The 24,608-nt window shown below is 37.0% G+C and carries 21 protein-coding genes; 8 read left to right on the forward strand and 13 right to left on the reverse strand.

All coding sequences use genetic code 11. The features are described from left to right. Nucleotides 1–4: 4 nt before the first annotated feature. From MKX57_RS23520 to MKX57_RS23535, 4 genes are all read right to left on the reverse strand, one after another. Nucleotides 5–640: an RNA ligase family protein gene (locus tag MKX57_RS23520; RefSeq protein WP_090002650.1), complete on the reverse strand. Its 636-nt coding sequence runs from the start codon at nucleotides 638–640 to the stop codon at nucleotides 5–7. Between the two features lie 24 nt (nucleotides 641–664). Beyond that, on the reverse strand, nucleotides 665–1,621 hold the full coding sequence (locus MKX57_RS23525; protein WP_089986419.1) for an AAA family ATPase: 957 nt from the start codon (nucleotides 1,619–1,621) through the stop codon (nucleotides 665–667). Nucleotides 1,622–1,775: 154 nt separating this feature from the next. Next, complete coding sequence (locus MKX57_RS23530; RefSeq protein ID WP_342550653.1) at nucleotides 1,776–2,945, reverse strand: amidohydrolase; 1,170 nt, start codon at nucleotides 2,943–2,945, stop codon at nucleotides 1,776–1,778. A gap of 31 nt (nucleotides 2,946–2,976) precedes the next feature. Further along, the gene (locus tag MKX57_RS23535; protein WP_342550654.1) at nucleotides 2,977–4,389 is read right to left on the reverse strand and encodes a C4-dicarboxylate ABC transporter permease; all 1,413 of its coding nucleotides are present in this window, start codon (nucleotides 4,387–4,389) and stop codon (nucleotides 2,977–2,979) included. 576 nt (nucleotides 4,390–4,965) lie between these two features. Here MKX57_RS23535 and helD point away from each other — a divergent pair. Further along, a complete protein-coding gene (gene helD, locus MKX57_RS23540) occupies nucleotides 4,966–7,269 on the forward strand; it encodes an RNA polymerase recycling motor HelD (RefSeq protein WP_342550655.1) in 2,304 nt (767 codons plus the stop codon). A gap of 104 nt (nucleotides 7,270–7,373) precedes the next feature. On the opposite strand, the gene MKX57_RS23545 is transcribed toward helD, so the two are convergent. From MKX57_RS23545 to MKX57_RS23565, 5 genes are all read right to left on the reverse strand, one after another. Further along, nucleotides 7,374–8,129 (reverse strand): amino acid ABC transporter ATP-binding protein, encoded by a 756-nt coding sequence (locus MKX57_RS23545; RefSeq protein ID WP_008180632.1) that lies wholly within the window; start codon nucleotides 8,127–8,129, stop codon nucleotides 7,374–7,376. A 13-nt stretch (nucleotides 8,130–8,142) separates the two neighbouring features. Next, entirely contained in the window at nucleotides 8,143–8,844 is a 702-nt protein-coding gene (locus MKX57_RS23550; protein ID WP_107922762.1) for an amino acid ABC transporter permease, read from the reverse strand. Between the two features lie 12 nt (nucleotides 8,845–8,856). Continuing rightward, a complete protein-coding gene (locus tag MKX57_RS23555; RefSeq protein ID WP_025116503.1) occupies nucleotides 8,857–9,564 on the reverse strand; it encodes an amino acid ABC transporter permease in 708 nt (235 codons plus the stop codon). Between the two features lie 84 nt (nucleotides 9,565–9,648). Next, on the reverse strand, nucleotides 9,649–10,512 hold the full coding sequence (locus MKX57_RS23560) for a transporter substrate-binding domain-containing protein (protein WP_107922763.1): 864 nt from the start codon (nucleotides 10,510–10,512) through the stop codon (nucleotides 9,649–9,651). Between the two features lie 28 nt (nucleotides 10,513–10,540). Beyond that, nucleotides 10,541–11,710, reverse strand: coding sequence for an acyl-CoA dehydrogenase family protein (locus MKX57_RS23565; RefSeq protein ID WP_008180637.1), 1,170 nt, complete (start codon nucleotides 11,708–11,710; stop codon nucleotides 10,541–10,543). A gap of 269 nt (nucleotides 11,711–11,979) precedes the next feature. On the opposite strand from MKX57_RS23565, the gene MKX57_RS23570 reads away from it, so the two are divergent. Continuing rightward, entirely contained in the window at nucleotides 11,980–12,726 is a 747-nt protein-coding gene (locus MKX57_RS23570) for a hypothetical protein (RefSeq protein ID WP_008180638.1), read from the forward strand. A 96-nt stretch (nucleotides 12,727–12,822) separates the two neighbouring features. On the opposite strand, the gene MKX57_RS23575 is transcribed toward MKX57_RS23570, so the two are convergent. Then, complete coding sequence (locus MKX57_RS23575; protein ID WP_008180639.1) at nucleotides 12,823–13,197, reverse strand: VOC family protein; 375 nt, start codon at nucleotides 13,195–13,197, stop codon at nucleotides 12,823–12,825. Between the two features lie 206 nt (nucleotides 13,198–13,403). Here MKX57_RS23575 and MKX57_RS23580 point away from each other — a divergent pair, with 206 nt between their 5' ends. Both MKX57_RS23580 and MKX57_RS23585 read left to right on the forward strand, forming a co-directional pair. Then, complete coding sequence (locus MKX57_RS23580) at nucleotides 13,404–15,353, forward strand: methyl-accepting chemotaxis protein (RefSeq protein ID WP_008180640.1); 1,950 nt, start codon at nucleotides 13,404–13,406, stop codon at nucleotides 15,351–15,353. A gap of 267 nt (nucleotides 15,354–15,620) precedes the next feature. Next, nucleotides 15,621–17,570, forward strand: a complete 1,950-nt coding sequence (locus MKX57_RS23585) for a methyl-accepting chemotaxis protein (protein ID WP_342550656.1) — start codon at nucleotides 15,621–15,623, stop codon at nucleotides 17,568–17,570. Nucleotides 17,571–17,614: 44 nt separating this feature from the next. Here the strand turns inward: MKX57_RS23585 and MKX57_RS23590 are convergent, their stop codons facing one another. After that, nucleotides 17,615–18,034, reverse strand: coding sequence for a VOC family protein (locus MKX57_RS23590; protein WP_025116510.1), 420 nt, complete (start codon nucleotides 18,032–18,034; stop codon nucleotides 17,615–17,617). A gap of 236 nt (nucleotides 18,035–18,270) precedes the next feature. Between MKX57_RS23590 and guaC the strand changes: the two genes are divergently transcribed. Together guaC and MKX57_RS23600 are read left to right on the forward strand one after the other, a co-directional pair. Then, entirely contained in the window at nucleotides 18,271–19,254 is a 984-nt protein-coding gene (gene guaC, locus MKX57_RS23595; RefSeq protein ID WP_008177848.1) for a GMP reductase, read from the forward strand. Between the two features lie 203 nt (nucleotides 19,255–19,457). Continuing rightward, the gene (locus tag MKX57_RS23600; RefSeq protein ID WP_008177849.1) at nucleotides 19,458–21,191 is read left to right on the forward strand and encodes a methyl-accepting chemotaxis protein; all 1,734 of its coding nucleotides are present in this window, start codon (nucleotides 19,458–19,460) and stop codon (nucleotides 21,189–21,191) included. A 57-nt stretch (nucleotides 21,192–21,248) separates the two neighbouring features. On the opposite strand, the gene MKX57_RS23605 is transcribed toward MKX57_RS23600, so the two are convergent. Continuing rightward, nucleotides 21,249–21,473 carry a hypothetical protein gene (locus tag MKX57_RS23605; RefSeq protein ID WP_008177853.1) on the reverse strand — a complete coding sequence of 75 codons (225 nt, stop codon included), beginning with the start codon at nucleotides 21,471–21,473 and terminating at the stop codon, nucleotides 21,249–21,251. A gap of 217 nt (nucleotides 21,474–21,690) precedes the next feature. On the opposite strand from MKX57_RS23605, the gene psiE reads away from it, so the two are divergent. Continuing rightward, on the forward strand, nucleotides 21,691–22,146 hold the full coding sequence (gene psiE / locus MKX57_RS23610; RefSeq protein WP_342550657.1) for a phosphate-starvation-inducible protein PsiE: 456 nt from the start codon (nucleotides 21,691–21,693) through the stop codon (nucleotides 22,144–22,146). A gap of 15 nt (nucleotides 22,147–22,161) precedes the next feature. On the opposite strand, the gene MKX57_RS23615 is transcribed toward psiE, so the two are convergent. Then, nucleotides 22,162–23,457, reverse strand: a complete 1,296-nt coding sequence (locus tag MKX57_RS23615) for a GNAT family N-acetyltransferase (RefSeq protein WP_342550658.1) — start codon at nucleotides 23,455–23,457, stop codon at nucleotides 22,162–22,164. 80 nt (nucleotides 23,458–23,537) lie between these two features. On the opposite strand from MKX57_RS23615, the gene MKX57_RS23620 reads away from it, so the two are divergent. Next, entirely contained in the window at nucleotides 23,538–24,581 is a 1,044-nt protein-coding gene (locus tag MKX57_RS23620; protein ID WP_008177858.1) for a hypothetical protein, read from the forward strand. Nucleotides 24,582–24,608: the final 27 nt, after the last annotated feature.

Genomic DNA, 24,608 nt, shown 5'->3' on the forward strand with positions numbered 1-24,608 from the left:
ACGTTTATTTTAAACGGTTAGGTATTACTTTTTCTTGTAGCCAATGCTCACTTGTTTGAACATGGTGAGGTCTCACAAATTTGCCCAAATTATATTGGAAATCATCATAATGAAAGGATGCGGCATTTCGAATGACATAACCCTCTTGCTCACCATCAAACATTGATTTCCCAGTAAACATTCGTTTTATTTTACGCTCATCAAAAATCCCTCTGTATAAAACAGGCACCGTTTCAACACCTAATTTTTCCGCAAAGGCAACCGTCTCATCCCAACTCAAACAAATATTATCTTCATTCCAAATACTAAATAAATAAAAATAACTTGTTAATGCCTGATAATATATAGAATGCTTCGCGTACATATTTTCTCCACATAATCGCCAACTATCTGGGATCTGATAAGAAAAACTAGCATGGAATGTTTTGACCCAATGTCTAGAAGGATGGTTAGCTGAATGGATGCTTCTAGCATGCATATAGTCCTTGTACAGCGTTGTTCCTTCTCCATCTAACTTTTCAGTGACAACAACCTCTTTCCCAATAAAATGATTCACATTTTTAGCAACCTTGTCATCATGAGTATAGCTTCTGCTCCATGGTAAATGGTAGCTTCTTGGGTATTTCATTAATTTCGTCATATTTACACTTCCTTTCTTTACTGTTTATTTAGCAAATTGGTCGGCCTCACGGAAAAAGTAAAGCCTAGTTAATAAATCCCCATCTAATAAATGATAAATTTCACTTCCCCCTTGATCGCCACCATACTGGATTAGCATATGGAATTGTACTAAATAGACAACCTTTAATACAAAATCCTCTTCAAAACCCAATTCCAATAAAAAATGACAAGCCCTCTGTGCCGATACATTTTCATGGCCAAAATAGCCAAATCGTTGTTGCAACGGTTTATACTTCTTACAAAATGGCTTACCCACATCATGGAATAATGCTGCTATTTGTAATGCCAGCTTATCACTTTCCGAATAGTATTCATTGATATAGGCAAAGACAAAATAAGTATGTTGACATAATAGGAATTGGTGATGTGGATTTTCTTGATTGAAATGATAAATCTCTTTAAAAAGTGGGATTGCTCGAAGTGTTTGAAAAAGCTCCTCATAATTGGGCTCACGTTGAATAAGCGAAATAAATTGTTGTTTGGAAATTGCATAGGGGCTAGATTCATGTACGATATGCACTTCATCAAACCCTTCTCCCGCCGTCGGAAATTCTAAATGCTTACTCATTTTTTCCATTACCACTAACGGTACATTTCTCTTCCGTTGTTGGTTTCTAGCTACACATATGGAATAGGGCGTGTCAAAATAATAGCATTCCTTCCTAACCGAGCTTGGCAATTTACGTAGTGCAAATATCCTCCGCTCCCGTTCAATATTGGTAGCATCTACAATGACCGTATAACCCTTTGCCACAAGGTCATTAAGACGCTCATATAATGTACGAAAGACCTGACGTGATTTCTGTTTTGTTGCGTCACCAAATAACTCTTGACGTATAGCGTCACTAGAAAGAACAACGGCATTTTCTCTTTTCGCAAGCTGCTTCACAAATGTACTTTTTCCACTTCCAGGTAATCCAACTGTGAAAATTACCTTCATCTCTTCTCACCTCCCTTCCAGTTTCTATATCGTATAAGATAAACAATCCTTTAGTGCTTTTCAATATATCCTTACAAGCAATTTAAAAGGCATGAGTCATGTACTAAATCGCACTCATGCCTTCTATATGAATTATTTTTAGCTTACTTCACCCTTATGGACATAGTGTTCGTGCAATATTTTCAAAGTAACGAACACCATAAATTAGAGCTTCTTCATCAATTTTAAAACGAGGATGGTGTAATGGGTACGCTTCTCCAAACTCTTCGTTATGTACCCCTATAAATTGCATCGATGAAGGAACAACTTCTGAAAAATCTGCGAAATCCTCTGTACCAAACATTGGTCCAGGTAACTCCTTCACACCTGTATCTCCCACAATCTCTCCAGCTATACGGCGGGATAACCCTGTTAACTCTTTATCATTTGTAACAGAGGGACATCCTAGCTCCCATTTAATTTCTACCTTTGCACCGTGCATGGAAGCAATACTTGTAGCTATCTTTTCTAAATGTTTACGCGCATCTACACGAATCGTAGAATCTAGTGAACGAATCGTTCCACCAAGCTCTGCTGTATCAGCAATAATATTTAAGGCCGTTCCACAATGAAATTTTGCCACCGTTAAAACAGGCGCATGTGTACTCGGTACTTTACGTGACACAATTGTTTGCAGAGCTACAACTATTTCAGAACCAATAAGTAATGGATCTATAGCGACCTCTGGTGTAGACGCATGGCCGCCCCTACCGTAGATTTTAATTTCAAAATCATCTGCCGCTGCAGTAAATTTACCGTCTTTCATTGCAAATTGTCCTACCTCATAATCAGGGCTCACATGTAGAGCAAAGGCATAATCGACATTTTCTACAATTCCTAGGGCTACTAGTTGAGCAGCTCCTCCAGGAGTCACCTCTTCAGCATGCTGAAAAACAAATCGAATTTCTCCACAAAAATCAGTCCCACGCTCAGCCAATGCTTTTGCTGCGCCAAGTAGCATCGCTGGATGGGCATCATGACCACACGCATGCATGACTCCAGGATTGGTTGATTTAAAAAGTAAATCCGTTTCTTCTTCAATCGGCAATGCATCAATATCAGCTCGCAGTAAAATGGTATGCCCCTTATTTTCTTTTTTCGTCCCCTTTAAAAATGCACATACACTCGTCTCTGTTAAACGCTTCACCTCTAAATGTGGAAACGTTACTAGTTGATTATAAATATATCGGGCTGTCTCATGCTCCTGATGTGATAATTCTGGATACATATGCAAATGCCGACGCCATTTAATTACCTGTTGTTTTAAATCAATTGTTTCTACCAATCTAATCACTCCTACTATATGATTTATATTATTAAAATGGTCCATAGTTTATGAGATGTGCAATGACTAATAAGACAATTGCTAAGCATGTCTGTATAAGGAAATAAGGAAATACCCATCTAACCCATTTTGAAAATGGGATACCTGCAATTGCTAATCCTGCTAATAAAACCCCACTCGTTGGAATAACCATATTTGAAATACCATCACCAAATTGGAAAGCCAGTACAGCTGTTTGCCTAGTTACACCAATTAAATCTGCTAAAGGTGTCATAATCGGCATTGTTAACGCTGCTTGTCCACTTCCAGATGGTACTAAGAAATTTAAGCAGAGCTGAAGTAAAAACATCCCTACTGCATTTATTGAAGCTGGTAGAACACTTACGGCATTAGAAACAAAATGCAGAATAGTATCAATTAATCCTCCATTCGTCGTAATCACTAAAATGGTTTGGGCAAATCCAATGATTAGAGCCCCTTCTACCATATCTCGAGCTCCCGTAATAAAACCTTCAGCCATTTTATTCGGTCCAATCTTACATATAATAGACATAATAATACTGCTTAATAAAAAGATTCCGCCAATTTCACTTATATACCATTGGAATTTTATTACCCCTACAATTAATGCAACAAAATTACCTAATAGTACAAATAATGCTAGTAAATGTCGTGTACTTATTTTAAAGTCCAGATCAATCTTTATACTTTCCTCCGGATTAAACTTTCCATAAACCCCTTTCGATGGGTCGCTCTTTATTTTTTTAGCATGTCTATATATAAAAAGGACTGTCAAAATATAAAAAGCGGCAAACACGACTATTCGATATGACATCCCTGAATACATCGGAAGCTCGGCAATTGTTTGAGCGACACCAATGTTAAAAGGGTTTGTAATGCCCGATGTAAAGCCCGTTGCTAATGTACCGAGCATAACGATAGCAAAGCCTGTCATTGCATCCATACCGAGTGCCATTGTTAAAGGGATAATGATGGCTATATATACTAGCGTATCCTCTGCAGAGCCAATTAATGTTCCTAAACTAGCAAATATTAATACGAGAATAGGGATTAATACGTACTCCTTTTTCCCAAACTTAGAGGCCATCACTTTAATAAACGAATCAATGGCACCCGTTTTTTGCATGATCCCTAAAGCTCCACCAAATAGAAAGACAAATAAAATGATGGGAGCACCCTCAAGCATCCCCAAATGCACACTATTAAATATTTCTAGGAAGCCAACAGGATTTGAGCTTATGTATTGAAAGGATTCCGGATCAACAACCATTCTCCCATTACTCTCAACTCTTTCATACTGTCCCGCTGGTAAAATATACGTTAATAGCGACATCACTAAAATAATAATAAACATTAATACAAATGCATTAATTCCCTGTATACGTGGTTCAGCTTCTTTTTTTTCTTGATGCAGGTTTACCATAACCGTCTCCCCCTACTATTTATTATTCTTTAAACCGAGACATAGACAACGTAGCAATTAGGCAAGTGATTACACACCATATTTTCCGTCACACGGAAAACTGTTCCGATTAACGGAAACTTTATACACAAGAATAAAAAACAGAATTTAAAATGTCAATATATTTTGATAATTCTAATAAATATATTTCTACTAATAGGACACTTAATTAATAATCATTTCTTTAAAAACAGGAATAATTACGGACTTTTCTACATATAAAAAAGACTGCTCCACCTTTTCGTAGAGCAGTCCATGCATATCAATATTTTATTACCTTATACCATTATTGTATCATAAATTTACAAAAATTACTAGACTATACTTCTTACCGAAGTAGATGTATGATAAATTTCCTGATTCAATCACCATACAAAATCTCCTTGAGATAATTACGTTTGAAGACTTTCGAGTTATTCAAAGGATCAGTGTTCAGCCATTGAAAAGGAATCACAATTACCTACATCCCACCATCTATATAGGTAAGGGTTCATGCCGAGCGAAGATAAAAACTATGGAGAGGAATGTGAGTAGACATTGGAAAATCAAAATGAGTGGATGGAAGAAAAGCAGCACCTTAAGCATTGTTTAAATATCATTGATGACAAAATGAAGGAATTACTGCTTCAAGAAAAAGGCTTTAAAGAAAATGCTGTCGCCATCAAGAAAACTTTCTGGAACGATGTCAGAGTCAATTTAGATACTGCTGAGGATGTTGATGAAACATTTTTTGCTATTAAACAACAAGTAGAGCTACTTTCAGATTCAGAACTTGCACAGCAAAGGGCCATTCGAAATGTAAAGGTTTATGAACGTTTACAGCAGTCACCCTATTTTGCACGAATCGATTTTTTACAAAGTGAGCATCCTGAACCTCTAAAAATTTATATAGGTGTTGCCACACTTTTGGATGAGCAAGATGAAAACATCATCATTTATGACTGGCGTGCACCCATTTCCAGTATGTATTATGATTGCACTCCTGGTGAAGCTTCCTACGAAACTACAACGGAGGATATTCACGGTGAGATGCTGCTTAAACGGCAATTTATTATTAAAAATGGTCAGCTACAAACCATGTTTAATACAGGCCTAACCATTGGTGATGACTTATTGCTCGATATCCTTGCACAAAATGCAAACGAACATATTCGCAGTATCGTTGCAACCATTCAAGCGGAACAAAACAAAATTATTCGCCATATCCACTCACGTTACCTCATAGTAGAAGGTGTTGCGGGTAGTGGTAAAACGGCCGTCGCACTCCAACGAGTGGCTTATTTATTATACCGATATCGTAATGAAATGACAGCAGATCAAATTTTACTAATTACGCCTAATCAACTTTTTAATCAATATGTCCATACCGTCCTACCTGATTTAGGTGAAGACAATATGCAACAACTAACGTTTATTGAATATGCTGAAAAACGTTTAGGTCGTCAGTTCCAATTAGAATACCCTTATGAGCAGCTTGAAGATCTATTAACAGAAAAAGATGAAGCTCAATATGTAACAAAATTAAATAGCATTTCATTTAAAGCAAGCCTGACTTACAAACAATTGATCGACCAATATGTAAGCTATTTGTCGAATAAAGGCTTATTATTTAAAAATATTGTTTTTCGTGGAGAACGAATTATTACTGCACAGGAAATTACTGAATTCTTTTATTCTTTCCCATCCTCCTTGTCGATACCAAATCGCCTACAATTAGTGAAGGAATGGTTATTACAGCAATTAACGAAAATTGAAAGAGCTGAACGTACGAAGGATTGGGTAGAAGAAGCGACTGAGCTATTAGACAAGGAAGACTACTCCAAGTCTTACAGTGAGCTCTTATATGAAGGACGCTATACAGAAAACTCATTTGATGATTTTGATCATGAACGCAAAAAATTAGCGCGCCAAATTGTAAAAAAACATTTTAAACCTTTACGAAACTCTGTCAATCAATTAAGATTCGTTCATATATTAGGTACCTATCGTCAACTCTTTGATATATCTAATTCTCTCTATCAAGAATTTCAGCAGCTTGTCCCAGACAATTGGGAGGACATTTGCCAAAACACCCTTCCTAATTTAGCAAAACGATTAATTGCTTATGAAGATGCAGCTCCGTTTTTATATTTACAGGATAAAATTGAAGGTCAGCAAACAAATACGACAATTCGCCATGTATTAATTGATGAAGCACAAGATTATTCTCCATTCCAACTAACCGTCTTACAGCAATTATTTCCTAAAGCGCGTATGACAATCTTAGGCGATGGCCATCAAACTATACATCCGCATACCTTTGATAATCCTTCACTGCTCGACCCTCAATTATATGGTGAGCATGCTGAAAAGATGATTTTAACGAAAAGCTATCGTTCGACAAAGCAAATCATTCAGCTCACGGCTAAAATTTTAAATGATGGTAGTGAAGTAGAGGCGTTTAACCGAGATGGTCTAGAACCTTCGATTACAATTTTGCCAAATGAATTGGAGTTAAATAAACAAATTATCCAGAGCATCAACACCCTATCTCATAAATTTGAAACGATCGCTGTTATTTGTAAAACTGCAGCGGAATGCTCAGCAGTGTTTGAACAATTAAGCAATCACGTTGATATTCAACTTATTACACACAACACTAAGCAATTTAAAAAGGGTATATTATTACTCCCCGCCTATATGGCAAAGGGGATCGAATTTGACGCGGTCCTGATCTATAATGCATCAGCCGCCAACTATTCACGAGAAACAGAACGTAACTATTTCTATACAGCCTGTACAAGAGCTATGCACGAGTTACACATTTATTCCATCAACAAATTAACGTACTTCCTTCAATGATAGGGAAGTGTTGAATGTACGAAGTGATTTCCATTCAGGGCTACAAAGCTCCAGACGACACCCCTGTATACATTGGAGCTTAGTCCGAATGGAAATGATCCTCGTTAAATATAGAACGTATAGTCTTCTGGAATGACACGTTTTAAAAATTTCTTCGTCCGTTCCTCTTTCGGGCTAACAAAAATATCATGAGGGCTACCTTCCTCTACGACAACTCCTCCATCCATGAAGATAACACGGTTTGCTACGTCTTTTGCAAAACCCATTTCATGCGTCACCACAAGCATTGTTGTCCCCTCAGCAGCAATATTTTTCATGACCTGTAGTACCTCGCCTACTAGTTCGGGGTCAAGTGCAGACGTTGGCTCATCGAATAAAATAATATCTGGATTCAACGCTACCGCCCTTGCAATCCCTACCCGTTGTTGCTGACCTCCCGATAACTGACTTGGATATGCGTCATATTTTTCAGATAAGCCTACTTTATCAAGAGCCCTTTTGCCAATTTCTACTGCCTCTGTCTTAGGAACTTTTCGTCCAATAATTAGCCCTTCTGTGACATTTTCTAATGCCGTTTTATTCGTGAAAAGATTATAGTTTTGGAAGACAAATGCCACACGCTGGCGAATTGCATGTACGTCTTTTTTCTTTACATGTTGAAAATCCACTTCAATATCTCCAAATGTCGCATGTCCTTGATCCGCTTTTTCTAAAAAATTGATACAGCGTAATAATGTTGTTTTTCCTGAGCCACTAGGACCTAGAATAACGACTACATCACCTTGATCGATAGCTAAATCTACACCCTTTAAAATTTCATTTTCACCAAATGATTTATGAATATTTTTAATTTCTAACATGCTCATTCACCCCTTAGGCATTGGCCGCTTTGTATTTGCTTAAATATTTTTCATAACGCTTGAACAAGTATTCGACTGTGCTACATAAAATTAAATACACAATAAAGATATCAAGATAGGCTTCCACATAATTGTAGCCGACATTTGCAGCTACCTTTGCCTTCAATGTAATTTCAGGTAGAGACATTGCGTACCCTAAGGAAGTTGCTTTAATCAAATTGACTGTCGCTGTACAAATATTCGGTAGCGCAACAACTAATGCTTGTGGAATAATGATTCGGGTATACGCTTGGAATGTTGTCAAACCTACTGAGTATGCTGCCTCCAATTGTCCCTTTTCAATGGTACTTAACGCCGAACGAAATACCTCTATTAATATAGCTGTTGAACTGAATGCAAACACAATAAATGCATACCATATTGGATTGATTTTATATATATCATATGGAATTTGATATTTTTCAAAAATAATTTTTAACATAAGCGGAATACTACTATAAATAATGAAAATTTGTATAATAATTGGTGTTCCTCGCACAAAGGATACGTAGATCTTTGCTAAATGATGTACAACTGGAATTTTGTTAATCCTCGTTAACGCCAGTAAAAATCCTAGTGGAAGCGCAATGAACAGAGCAACAACTGTGACAAGGAGTGCGATGGGAACACCTGATAGTGCAATGAAAAATGTTTCAAGTAAAAATTGATAATTCATGGTTACGCCTCCTTACGTTGTTTCTAAGGTCTTTTTACCCCTGCCAAATATCTTTTCTAATATAGTAAATATCTTTTCAATAATAATAGATAATACCCAATAAATAATAGCCAAGGCGATATAAATCTCTAAGGCATGAGCATTAATATTACTAGCTATAATTAAATTGGCCTTCCCTACAATATCAATTAATCCGATCGTATAGGCCAAGGCACCTTCCTGTAATAAAGCAATCATGCCATTTCCAAAGTTGGGTAATGCAACGACAAGTGCCTGGGGGAAAATAATTCTTCGGTAGGCTTGTATGGGCGTTAACCCTACACTAACAGCCGCTTCAAACTGCCCTTTCGGAATGGCTAAATAAGCCGATCGCATCACCTCTGACATAATTGCTGCAAATTGTAATGTGAATGTTACTACCACGAAAATAGCCGTTTCAATGGAATGGAGATTGAGACCAAAGTTTTCAGCTAATGCGGGTACACCATAATAGACAAGAAATAATAAAACAATAGATGGTGTACATCGCATAATCGTCGTATACAGGTTCGCTAATTTTCTTAATAGCTTGACCGAAGAGAGCTTAGCTGCCGCTAGTAATAAGCCAAATATTGTGCCTAAGACGATAGAGGACCCTGCAACTAAAAACGTGATTTTTAAAAACGGTAATAAGACGGGGATCGCGCTCCAAATATAGGTCGCGTCAAAATATTTATCCATTTCCTCACCAACTTTTGTTTTATGAATAAAGACTGCTGAGCGTGCCAGCCTCAACAGTCCTAATAATGGTCAATATGCTTTAAATTAACGATTAACAGTTTCTAACACTTCAAATAAATCACGGCCATAGAATTTCGTGCTCAATTCGTTTGTTTTCTTCTGTTCTTTAATTTGAGCGATGGCTTTATCGTAAGCATCCGCAAATTCTTGTTCTTTTTTATTGAAAAGAGGCCATGTTTTAATCACAGAAAATTCATTATAGACTACTTCATCTTTTAAGTTATTATAGGGTCCATCTTCTGCAAGTACTTGCTGTTTAAATGGTCCTTCAATCATAACGCCACCATCGACGCGCCCTTCATTTACCCACTGCACAACGTCAACTGTAAATGCGTCACCCGCTTGAAGCTTTACTTTATTGTCAGGGTTGGCCGTATTATATTCATCAATAATTGTGTATTGCGCATTATTAGCTGCAATAGGTGCCAACGAATAGCCCTTTTTCGCAAAATCAGCTAATGTCTTTATCCCTTCATCTTCTTTACGTAATACTAGGCCTGCACTACTTAATCCTAAAAATTCCTTTGGGAAAATAAATTTCTCTGTCCGTTCCTGTGTAAAGAATGCGTTTTTCACCCCAACCTGATATTTCCCTTGCTCTACACCAATTAATAAATCATCACTTGTCGTTCCTACATATTCAAATTGATAGTCTGGTAATAATTCATCTACTAATTTCATTACCTCTACGTCATAACCTGTTGGATTTCCATTATCATCTATATAACTAATAGGCTTTGAGGCCTGATCATAGGCAACTTTGATTGTACGAACTTCGCCACCATCATCTGAATTCTTATCAGCTGACTTTCCAGAATTACAGCCCGCTAAAAGTGCGACAGAAGCCAATCCAATCGCAGCTAATTGAAATATCTTATTCTTCTTCATGTAACATTTCTCCTTATTATCCACATTATTATTGATGGTCATTTAATTTCTGCTGTTCGATAGCAGCCGTAGCTAATTTAATTATGGTCATATCATCCATTGGTGGGTTATGAAGCCCCGCACGTACGTTTCGATAATAGCGCTGTAGCGGATTTGACAATTGTAAGCTTTTCGCCCCGACTACACGCATCGCCTTATCAACAATGTCAATTGCGATATTCGTTACGGTATGTTTAGCAACAGCCATCTCATTTGTTAAAATGGCGCGTCTTGCTGGATTATCGTATGCCTCAGCTACCCCATATAAGACAAAGCGTGCTTGATGAAGCTTTAACTCGATGTCTCCTAAAAGCTGTTGAACATTTGGTAATGTACTGATCGGGGCATTCAAGCTATTAGGTTGATGATGATTAGCGAAATGTACCGCATAGTCACGGGCAGCTTGTGCAATTCCTAGGTATGTGGCCGGGATATGGAGAATCCAGCCATTTATTTTACCGCCACTAGGATGGTTTGGTAATTCGACTAAGTGATCTTTAGCCACAACGACATCATTTAATACGAGATCATGGCTGCTAGTACCTCGCATGGCAGACATTTCCCAGTTTTCCTCAATGGATAATCCTATTGAATCTTTATGGATGAGGAAGAACCCAATTTGTTGCTTCTCTTCAATCCAAGCCGAAGTGAGGAAATAATCTAATACTGGGGAAGCTGTAGTAAAGATTTTGCGTCCATTTATGCGCCATCCGTCTTTTATAGAAACAGCATTTGTTCCTGGTCTCCCCCCACGTGTTGGGCTCCCAGTTGCTGCTTCACTTACAGCCCTATTAATCATGGCACCTTTCTTTATTTCCTCTGCAAATGCCGTTAATAAATCCTCCGTCCATAATTTTGTGGCATATATTTCGCCCACAACGCCTAATGTCCATCCGAGGGAGAGCGAGGCATTCTCGTCATAGCTTGCTAATGTTTCTTGTATAAGCACCATGTCATAGACTGATAGACCCTCTCCTCCATATTGTTTCGGTAAAGTAAGTTGCGGATAACCAATTTGCTGGAGTAGTCGATGTGCTTCAAACGGGAAACGAGATTGTTCATCTACCTCAGCTGCCTCGGCCTTTATAGGATTTGAGATGGCTTCTAACTTATCTAACCAAAATCGCTGTTGCTCCGTTTTAACAAATAAATTCTTCAAAAAATCTCCTTCTTCCCAATATATATAAATCTTATATATTTACTAAGGATTAATGATAAAAAAAATCCCGCGCTACAAATTTGTAGTGAGATAACATGTGGTACTGAATTTTCTGATTCGTTGACATTTATATTACTTATCACCTTTAAAAATGTCAATGGGTGAAATTCAAGTTTTTTTGTCTGTTTAATATGGTTTAGATCTATTCGAATTTTTATGCACCAAGCTTTGTTTACAACATATGCTAAGACTATGAGAGAGGTGTATATATGACTAATAACATAAATTCTCCGCAAGGTGCGGGCATCGCATCCCATTTAGCACCACAGGTTATTCAAACTAAATTTGGAGATATTAATGGGGATGGCTTCTTTGAAACTATTTTTTTAATGGGGACTCAAAAGCCTGGTAGCCCTTTATGGGAAAACATAACCTTAACCATTTTTTATGGGCAAACAGGGCGAATCGAACAAATCCCACTAAAAGAAAATGTGGGCTATCACCCAACCATTTTTCTAGGAGATTTTACTGGTAATCATATTGAGGATATCATGGTTATTTCTGATACAGGAGGTAGCGGAGGAATTATTAACGGGGAAATATTCTCCTCTACGAATAATCAGGTGCATTCCATTTTTGACACAGAATCATTTAATACTAAGCTCCAATATACTGTCAATTATGCCAACAACTATAAGGCAGTTGTTCAAAGTAAGGCTCCTGCAAAAAAATATATACTTGATTTACAATATAAAGGCCCGGAATATTTAGCAGAAATCTATCATCCAGATGGGACATTAAAGCAACCGATTGAAGGCTGGGTTGACCCAATTAGCGGATTATATCCTGTTGATTATGATCGGGATGGGACCTATGAAATTTTAGCGTATCAAGAGATTGCAGGTAGGTACCATGCTGATGGCTTAGGATATGTGGAAAATATATTAAAATGGAATGGCCACGAATTTGTAGTAGATCGACAAACGGTTAGTATTTTCGGAGAAGATTTATCATAGAGGACTAACTCACATTTATATAAGAAGATATTAAACAGGAATCTGCTTATTTTTGCCTACTTCACGACAAAAATAAGCAGATTCATTCATTTATTATTATTTTTCAACTAATGCAAAGTAGTTGCTTTCTGGATCAGCAAAATTAAAAACTCTACCCATTGGCATCATGACTAAATCGCCCACTTTAATGCCCTTTGCCTGAAAATCCTGATACATTTCTTCAATTTGGTCAGCGTAAAACATAATAGAGGGTGTTCCTAAATTTAATTCTGGCTGCATTTTAGCAATGATTTCTTTATTGTGTAGCACAAAGGATGTTTGAGCTTCCTTCGACGGTGCAATTTCAATCCAACGCATTCCCGCCTCTTCCTGCTCGTTTTTAATAATAAACCCTACTTTTTCTGTCCAAAATTTCACTGCAGCATCTTGGTCGTTAACATATAACATGACTTGTCCAATTTGATGAATCATGACTCTATCCCCTCCTCTTTTATGAATTTAGTATACAACAAATCAAAGCATTATATAGCTTCTAACAAATCTGTTTAGCGAAATTTCTAAAAATTAATAATAATATCTATTAGGGCTTACCTTTTACTTTATTTCTGTTAGAATGAGAATTATTTACCTTATAGGGAAAAGTATAGAATAAAAAATGTTATGTGAGGATAATACAAGTGAAACAACTAAGTGTCAGAAAAAAGCTTATTTTTTCGTTTTTAGCAATGCTTCTCATTCCAACACTGTTAATTGGAATAGTGTCGTACCAAAGCGCTGAAAAGCAAATTTCAGAAGAACAGCAAGCTAGTGCAACTGAAAGCGTGCGCATACTCAATACAAATATTACGAACACGATTGAACCAAAATTGAAAGATGTGGAATATTTCTCAAAAAAGTTTAATCAATCTTATTTGCAGGAAAATAAAATTCCTGAGCTTAAATCCCTTCTACAGGAATATGTGAATATGCACCCTGAAGTTGACCTTATTTATATTGGTACTGCTGACGGGAAACTACTGGATGAACCTGTTCAAGTGTATGCGGATGACTTTGACCCTCGTACAAGACCTTGGTATAAGCAGGCTTTAGAAAATAATGGCCAAGTCTCAATTACCGCACCTTATGTTTCAAAATCTACAGACGATATTGTCATTACCATCACTCAAGCTCTACCAGATGGTTCAGGTGTAATAGGAATAGATTTAAATATCTCTACATTAAGCGACATTACGAATGAAATACGCATCGGCGAAACAGGCTATGCCTCTCTTTTAGATAACAATAAAATCTATATTGCTCAGCCTGATACGGAAAGTGGTACTGAGGCAACAGAAAACTATATCGCGAAAGTTTATGAACAAGAAAGCGGGACGATTATTGAAAGAGATCGTCATTTACAGTTTGTTACTAATGAGCTTACAGGTTGGAAGGTTATTGGTACAATGTTTACCGCAGAAGCAGCAAAAGCAGCTGCCTCCACATTAAATATCAACTTAATAATCATTGTTGTCTCAATTGTAGTTGGTGTGATTTTCATGCTCTTTATGATTAAATCTGTTGTTAATCCAATCAATAAGCTGAAACATAGCGCCTTAAAAATTAGTGAAGGCGATTTAACTGAGTTTATAGATATTCATTCTAAGGATGAAATTGGACAACTTGGTGAAGCCTTTATCTCTATGAAGGTGAGCTTGAAAAAACTGATTCGCAACGTGGACCAAAGCTCGCAGCATGTACAAACATCTGCTCAAGATTTATCTGCAAATGCTGAGCAAAATATTGCTGCCTCTGAGCAGGTTGCTGACGCCGTACAACAGATGGCTATCAGTACAGAGAAACAAACTACTGCTATTGACCAAAATGCGATTTCCGTGGAGGAAATTGCTAAAGGGGTTGTGGAAGTTGCAGATAGTTCTATGCAGGTATCTGATCTTTCTAGCCACGCTATCCAATTGGCAGAGGAAGGCGGTCAAGCTGTCGAACAAACCGTTAGGCAGATGAATTCGATTCATGAGTCTGTTACACAATCAGATACAATGATTAAGACACTTTATGATCGCACAAAAGAAATTGGCTCCATTTTGGAAATGATTAGTGCGATTTCAGACCAAACAAATTTACTTGCCCTGAATGCTGCTATAGAGGCAGCAAGAGCAGGAGAGCATGGAAAAGGCTTTGCCGTAGTGGCTGACGAAGTTCGAAAGTTAGCAGAGCAATCACATCACTCAGCAGAACAAATTTCTGCACTCATTACAACTATTCAACAAGATACCGCTAAATCTGTACAAACAATGGTAAAAGCATCTTCAGATGTCCAAGAAGGTTTACAACTAACGGAGGAAACGAATAAAAAATTTGCGAATATTATTGCAAGCCTTCGAAACATCGCACCAAAAATGGAGGATATTTCGGCTTCCGCTCAAGAAATGTCAGCAGTCGTGGAGGAAGTCTCTGCTACAGCCATTGAACTATCAGACCATGCTAAATTAAATGCAGCAGCTACAGAGGAAGTTGCAGCTTCAACTGAACAAACTTTATCCTCGATGCAGGACATAGCTTCTGCTGCTAAAACGTTACTTGATATGGCTGATGAATTACAGGGTCATGTAAATCGTTTTCACTATTAAGGTACCTCATTTAAAAATCTGGGTTCAGCACTTCTTGAGCCCAGATTTTCCTTTTGTCTAAAACTACAAAATAGGACATTTTTCTTTAAATATCCCCAAAACATAACTTTATTTTCCAGATTTTTCAGAAAATTATGTTGATTATTCTCCATTTTCCTCTTAGAATCAGATTACAACATGAAAGACTAATTCCATGTACAACCATCATTAGCCTTCGTTGTCCCATGATCTACAAACTAATCATGACTTATTAAGGAGGAATACCCTATGAAACAACTTAGCTTAAGAAAGAAACTCATCTTTGCATTTTTAGTCATCCTTCTCGTTCCTGCACTTATGATCGGCTATACCTCCTTTAAAAGTACTAAAAGTCAAATTTTAAATGAGCAACAAGCAAGTGCTATGGAAAGTGTCAGAATGCTTAATACCAATATTACAAATATGATTGCGCCTAAAGTACATGATATTGAATATTTTGCAAAAAAGTTAAATCCATCTCATTTACAGCCAGAGAATCGTCAGGAATTGAATAATCTTTTCCAAGAATATGTTCATACACATCCGGAGGTAGAATTGCTATATATAGGTACTGCAGATGGTGGCATGATTGATGCACCTGTCCATGAGTATGCTAGTGATTATGATCCGCGTGTTCGACCTTGGTATACGGAATCGATTGAAAACAAGGGACATGCATCGATTACTTCTCCTTATCTATCAAAATCTACAAATAATATCGTAGTGACCGTTATGCAAGCTCTCCCTGATGATTCAGGTGTTATTGCCTTAGATTTAAATATCTCTGTTCTAAGTGCACTAACAGATGATACACGTATTGGGAAAACTGGCTTTGCGGCCATACTGGACAGTAATCAGCTATATGTAGCACAAAGGGATAAAGAAAGCGGAACCGAAGCTACAGAAAAATATATATCCAAGGTTTATGAACAACAGGAAGGCATCATTATTGAAAAAAGCCGTCATTTACGCTTTGAGACAAACGAACTGACAGGATGGAAGGTTATCGGAACAATGTTTACCGTAGAGGCTACAGATGCTGCCTCCGCAACCTTTAATATCACCTTACTAATCATTGCAGTTTCCATCATTGTTGGCATTATTTTTATGCTTGCTATGATTAAATCCATTGTTAGCCCTATTAAGCGATTACAGCAGAGCGCACTTAAAATAAGTGATGGGGATTTAACGGAATATATTGATATTCATACGAAGGATGAAATTGGACAGCTTGGTGAGGCATTTGTCTCCATGAAAGTAAACTTAAAAAAGCTCATTCGCAATGTTGATCAAAGCTCTCAGCATGTTCAAAGTGCTGCACAAGGTCTTTCAGCAAATGCTGAGCAGAATATCGCTGCTTCTGAACAAGTGACAGAGGCAATGCAGCAAGTAGCTATTAGTACAGAAAAACAAACAACAGGAATCGATCAAAATGCTATTTCCATAGAGGAAATTGCAAAAGGAGTTGTAGAGGTAGCAGATAGTGCACTACAAGTCTCTGATTTATCCAGTCAGGCTATCCATTTAGCAGTGGAGGGTGGACAATCTGTCGAACAATCGGTGAATCAAATGGTATCCATCCATGAATCTGTAGCACAGTCTGATAGCATGATTAAATCACTATTCGATCGTACAAAAGAAATAGGCTCCATCATCGAAATTATTAGTAACATTTCAGACCAAACAAATCTTCTTGCTTTGAATGCAGCGATTGAAGCAGCACGAGCTGGCGAAAATGGCAAAGGCTTTGCAGTTGTGGCAGATGAAGTACGTAAATTGGCAGAACAATCTCATCAGTCAGCAGAGCAAATTGCCTTGCTAATTACAGGCATTCAACAAGATACGGCTAAATCTGTTCAAACCATGATGAAGGCTTCTGCAGATGTCCAAGAGGGCTTACAGCTGTCTGAGGACACAAAGAAGAAATTTATAAGTATTATTGAGAGCTTACGAAACATTGCTCCTAAAATGGAGGATATATCTGCTTCTGCTCAGGAAATGTCTGCTGTAGTGGAAGAGGTTTCGGCAACGGCCATTGAACTGTCGGATCATGCTAAACTCAATGCAGCAGCATCTGAAGAAGTAGCCGCTTCAACTGAACAAACATTGTCCTCGATGCAGGAAATCGCATCATCTTCTAAAGCATTACTCGATATGGCGGATGAATTACAGGGCTATGTCAATCGTTTTCATTACTAAAAATAAAGCACGGTGAATGATCACCGTGCTTTGAATTGTATTAATTATTCATTTACCTCATGGCTAAACTGCCACTCTACACCAAATTTATCTGTAAGGGAGCCGTAACATTTGCTCCAAAAAGTTTCTTGAAGCTCCATAACAACTTTCCCACCATCTTTAAGCTTATCAAATGCTTTTCGCATCTGCTCTTCATCATCAGAAACAACTGCTAATGTAACATTGTTTCCAACCGCATATGGTGAGCCTGGAAATGTATCTGAGAACATAATTCTACTACCGAATACGGAAAGTCGTGTATGCATTACAAGATCTTTTGCTTCCTCTGGTAATGGATAATCAGGGTTTTGTGGTGAATCCCCAAACGTCATAATTTCAGCCTTGTCCGTACTAAAAGCATCTTCGTAAAACGCTACAGCTTCTCGACAATTCCCGTTAAAAATTAAATATACCTCTACCGCCATTTCCAACACTCCCTTGACATTTTTTGAAACAATTATATTGTACATGGATTATAAATCATAACACAAACTAAAAGATAAATAATTCATCTATATCATAAGAAATATAGCCTTATCTTCAAATTTTTTATTTATTTTAGCAAAAGCTTTGACATTTCCTCAAAAATCATGTAAATTACCAAATGGCGAACAATTTAAAATAAATCTTTAAAAATATTCGTATTTTAGGAGTGTATATAATGGATAACGTATTTGACTATGAAGATATTCAACTAATTCCCGCAAAATGCATCGTAGAAAGCCGTTCAGAATGTGATACTTCCGTTACTTTAGGAGGGCATACTTTTAAACTTCCTGTAGTACCTGCTAATATGCAAACAATTATTGATGAAACTCTTGCTAAGAAGCTGGCTGAAAACGGTTACTTTTATATCATGCACCGCTTCCAACCAGAAGCACGTATCAACTTTATTCAAGATATGCATGGCAGTGGTCTAATTGCTTCTATTAGCGTTGGTGTAAAAGAAGAAGAATATGCGTTTATTGAAGAATTAGCAGCTACAAATGTAGTACCTGATTTCATTACAATTGATATTGCACATGGCCATTCTAATGCTGTTATTCGTATGATTCAGCATATTAAAAAACACTTACCAAATAGCTTTGTTATTGCTGGTAACGTGGGAACACCAGAAGCTGTACGTGAGCTTGAAAACGCTGGGGCAGATGCGACAAAAGTTGGAATTGGACCAGGTAAAGTTTGTATTACTAAAATTAAAACAGGCTTTGGTACAGGTGGCTGGCAGTTAGCTGCACTTCGCTGGTGTGCAAAAGCTGCTACAAAGCCAATTATTGCTGATGGTGGTATTCGTACACACGGTGATATTGCTAAGTCTGTACGTTTTGGCGCTTCAATGGTGATGATCGGTTCTTTATTCGCGGGTCACGAAGAGTCACCTGGTCAAACAATCGAAGTCGAGGGTAAAAAGGTAAAAGAATACTTCGGCTCTGCTTCAGAATTCCAAAAAGGCGAACGTAAAAACGTCGAAGGAAAGAAAATGTATGTTGAGCATAAAGGAAGCATTAAAGATACATTAATTGAAATGCAGCAAGACTTACAATCTTCTATTTCTTATGCAGGTGGCACAAAGTTAGAAGCTATTCGAAATGTTGATTATGTAATCGTGAAAAACTCTATCTTCAATGGCGATAAAGTGTACTAATACGTTACAACCCCACTTCAGGACAGAACAATCTGAAGTGGGTTTTTTTAGATCATTTCATTATCCCCATTTCTTTATAAACACCGTGCCTACAATACAAAACAAAATACTCTATTTATTATCAGAATTTTCTATTTTATTAGATAATTTTATATTATACTATAACTATACTGTATTACTTTAGAGGAACGGAGGTCTTTTCTATGATTAAATCAGTGCGTAATAAGTTGGTCGCTTTAGCCATTATTGTTATTCTCATATCTACAGTGCTGGTTGGAACAGTGAATTATTTTGTAGCAAAAGGCGAGATGGATCAGGTAGGTAGACAAAGTCTTAAGAATGGCACACTAGGCATACTTGAATTAATTGCACAATTAGATGGACAGGTTCAAAATGGAAAATTAACATTAGAAGAAGCACAGGAAAGTGCCAGAACACAGATTGTTGGTAATAAAATTGAAGATCAAAAGCGATCTATCGATAACCCTGTAAAATACGGTGATAATTTTTATTTCTATGCCTTTAAGGATAATGGTATGGTTGAAACACACCCCTCTCTTGAAGGTCAAAATATATCCGACTTACAAACGAGTGATGGACGCTATTTTGTAAAGGAAATGATTGAAACGGCACAAGCAGGTGGCGGATATGTGCGGTATGACTGGGCACTACCCTCCAATCCAGATATTATTGCTCCAAAAATTACTTATGTTGAAATGGACAAGCATTGGGGATGGATCATCGCGGCTGGTACATATGAAATGGATTTTAATGCAGGCACTAAAAATGTTTTATATTACACATTTGGTACAACCATCCTAGCTACTATAATTGGTGTCATGCTTTTTTGGTTCTTCTCTGGACAGATGACCGCCTACATACGAAAAATTATGGTGATCACATCGGATATTGCGCAAGGTAAGCTCACAGGAGAGGACATTCCCGTTACGACAAAGGATGAACTTGGCACACTAGCGAAGAATGTCAATAATATGAAGCAAAGCTTGCATGAGATGGTCAACAATACAAAGGACAGTGCCTCCCAAATGAGAGTTTCTTCAGAAATGCTTAGTGCGATTACAGAGGAAACGACCGCCTCAGCTGATGAAATCCATCAAGCTATCAACGACATTTCTAAAGGGGCTGTTGTGCAAGCAGAGGAGGCAGAAATGGCTAGTAGTAAAGTGGAAACACTATCATCTCTGATTTCCAATGCTACAAGTAAATATAATGACATTACCGAAAATATGAATACTATTAATCAATCACAAGAAAATGGTAGACAAAAAGTAGATCTATTACTGCAAAATTCTCATGAATTCACGCAAGTAATCGAAGAGTTAAGAACTAATTTTTCAAGTTTAACAAGCCAGATGAAAGAAATTCATCAAGTAGTACAAACAATAACTTCCATTTCAGAGCAAACAAATTTATTAGCGCTAAATGCAAGTATCGAAGCAGCTCGTGCAGGTGAACACGGTAAAGGATTTGCTGTAGTAGCAGAAGAAGTACGAAATTTATCAGAGGATACAAATGAAGCTACTAATCGTGTCAAAAATCTATTACAGCGCATTGAGATTGATACGGTCAATTCAGATACAAAAATGATACACACTCTTCAGCTTTCACAAAGTCAGGCAATGTCGATTACAGAAGTAAAAGGAGCTTTTACTTTCCTAGCCGATTCTATTCAGGACATAACCGAGCACCTTGTTTCTCTTAATGAGGGTATGAGTGAAATGGCAGAAAACCGTGTAGTGGTCATTCATGCTATTAATGAAATAGCAAGCGTGGCCACAGAATCTGCTGCTGCAACAGAACAAATTAATGCATCCATTGATGAACAAAAGTCAGCCGTTACGTCTATCATGCACTCCTCACAGGAGCTCCATACAGAGGCCGAGCGCATGTATGAATTAGTAGAACGCTTTACATGACATGTGACATCCTATAAAAAAGAATGCTACGAATTGGTCGTAGCATTCTTCTTTTCATTATAGTTTGTTAATAACTGCGTGGATTGTTTCCTTTAGTTCTGCATCATAGCTAGAAAGATCAACAAGGTTTCCTACACGCTCACGTAATACTGGGCGTTCAATTACTAGCTTCTCATCAAGTACTTGAACAAGTAGTTCGATAATAAGACGATCACGAACAACTAACGCTTCTTCTAAACGCTCTGGTGTAATTTTCGCATCTGTTTTTGCTGATTTTGCCATTTCAAAAACCCCTTTTAAATTTTATATTCATGCACATCTATTTTAGCATACCACTAAATTATTTTAAAAACTTTCTTTCGCAAAAAATACCAAAACTTTACAATTACTAAAAGAAAGATTTACGACAATTTGTTATATTCATATCATAATACACTCGTATTTTGCCATATGATAAATATGTTTAGGCTCACTATACAAATACGATTGGAGGAGTTATATGAATCAAAAAAATTCAACCTATATACAGCTCATTAAAGCTGTACCAAAGTCTTTGCAACTTTTTCTGAATGTTTGCCTAGTCCTCTTAGCACTCATACTAGCGTTTTTACTCTTTAAGGAGCTAATAGAATTTCTTAAAATATTGCTCTTCTCTAACGAAGGTGGCGATTACAAGCTATTCCTTGCCAACATCCTTATATTTTTCTTGTACTTTGAGTTCATTACGATGATTATTAAATATTTTAAAGAGGATTATCATTTTCCGCTTCGATACTTTATATATATAGGTATCACAGCTATGATTCGATTAATTATCGTTGAGCACGATCATCCTCTTAATACGTTAATTTATTCAGTTATTATTCTCATACTCATCATTAGTTACTTTATTATTAATATTACACCACTTGAAAGACCGACACGATCATCTCTATTTATGAAAAAGGAACATTAGCCCAGCACAACTATTCTAAAACGCCGTCATACATTTTGGTTTTTCAAATACAAAGAAAAATTGCTGTAAAGCCTGTAGATATTGCTCCTGACTGATTTTTATTTGCTGCAGCATATACAGTTCTTGGACCGTTATGACTCCCATTACCAGTGAGGAAAGCTCAGCCACATCTACAACTACTTCCACATCATAGTGACCACTTTCAATAATGTTCATCGTGCCTTCAACCACCTCGATAATGAGTTGCTGATTATTTTCAGCAAGTAATGAGTCCGAAACTGTTAATTTAAATGTCAGTGTTACACCATTAAAATGGTGTGCCGTTAACTCTTCAAAAAAACCTTTTACATTAATAATGCGGTACATCAGTCCAACCCCTGACACGGCATTTTCATGGTAAACACTAGGAATTAAATGATTTGTACCATTTCTGACATCGCCTAAAAAGAAATGAACATTGTCTTCTTGTGTATTCCACTCAATGCGGTTTACTTGATCTGCCTGACTGTTTAAAAATGTACTCAGCTCTAACAATGCCTGCGGTGTCTCATATATCCATTCTTTAATGACTAAATTATTCAACATAAAATTGCTCTCACCTTGCTTTTTAAATGAAAAAACGATATAGCCTTGTACGGTATCATCCTCTTTCATCGCAATCACATAGTTTTCGTCGTTTTTAAAAATAAAGGAAAGCTCTGATTTTGTTTTGAGAAACATTCCATGCTTTTGAGACGCTACCCTGTTATAACAATCTGTTAGCTGCTGTTGATCTTGCACTGTTAAATATGAAAGGTGCTTCTTCGTTGGGCCTTTAGGAAAGCTTAAGGGCTCTACTAAATATTGATACATTCTCGGTCCATATCCAAACCCCATTTTTTTATAAAAATCTGGCCTAAACGGATACAAAGCGACAAAGTGAATATCCTTTGCTAAAAAAAAGTGAAAGAATTGATGGATTAACTCCTTCGCAACTTTTTCCTTTTTATGTAGTAAATCAACTGCAACAAGCCCTACTCCGCCAATCGGTATCATTTTAGAGAAAAGGTTCATTTGAAAATCATGTAATCGCATGCCGCCAATTAGTTTGTCATCATCCCAAAGTCCAAAATAATTTAGGGATTCATCATGATTCTGATTATCCATAAAAAGATTTTTTAACTGCTCTTTTGTTGTCTGAGCTCCGTTCATTCTTCCAGGGTAGGCTCCTACAACGATACTCGCAAAAGTTAAAAAATCTTGCTCTTTTACTAATCTCTCTACCACTCTCATTGTTTCCCCTCCATTTTCAAAGTATGATATGACGTTCATATTCATTTTCCACCCATAATAACATATATTACCACGTCATATAAATGAACAATGAACATGATTAAAGGAGGAATAAAGAAATGACTTTAATTGATGCGTATATCGATGAAGTATCTAAAAAACTACATAAAAATAAACGTGAAAACATAAAGCTTGAGCTAAAAGCTACTATTGAAGATATGTTGCCAGAGCCATATTCAGAAGCAGATATAATGGAAGTGCTAAAAAAGCTTGGTAGCCCTGCAAAAGTGGCAGCAAGCTATCAAGATACGCCACGTTATTTAATTGGTCCAAACGTGTTTGATCTATACACTAGAACCATTAAACTCGTATTTCCTTGGGCAATTTTTATAACGATCATTGTTCAAGTAATTCAGAGAATTTTCCTCTATTCAGGAGAAGAAGCCTTGCTCTCCACTATCATTTCAGCATTCTCCATGACGATTGTGGCCATTATTTCTGTATCATTTCATGTTTTGTTTTGGATCACCATTTTTTTCATCGTCATCGAACGCTCTAATACGGATAAAATTCAAATATTGCCTTTCCTGAATGACCCTAAGGAGTGGACACCTGAAAGTTTAAACATTAAAAACATTCCTAAAGACAAACTCATCACTTTAAGTGATATAATTTTTAGCTTTGTAGGGATTATTATTTTTACCTTTGTTTATTGGAATGCCAATCGTCTTTTAGGTATATATACAACAAATGGGAATGGTAGCTTAAAGTTTGTTATGCCAATCTTTAATCAAAATATTTTACAATCCTATGCTCTTTTCTTTATGCTCTGTGTCATTCTTAGTCTTACTTTAACATTTTTAAAATGGCGTACGGGGCAATGGACCATGACGATTGCTATCATCAATGCATTGCTTCAAAGTGCGGGAACTATTGTATTTATTGTCATCGCTGTTCATCAAGATTTTATCCATAGTGCCTCCATTCCGTACATTGCCGCAATCGTAGAAAGCAACACAGCAAAGGTCTCCTCTATTATAGATAAGATCCTACTTGCCAGTATGTGCATTGCTGTTTTAGCCAATGCATTTGATATATATCAAGGATTTAGAAAAGCTAAAATACCAGCCTCTAAAAGTGATAAATTGAAAATTTATGATTGAAAGCTCTTCTTTCAAATCGCGAAAATA

This window comes from Lysinibacillus sp. FSL M8-0216, assembly GCF_038595555.1.
GTDB lineage: Bacteria > Bacillota > Bacilli > Bacillales_A > Planococcaceae > Lysinibacillus > Lysinibacillus fusiformis.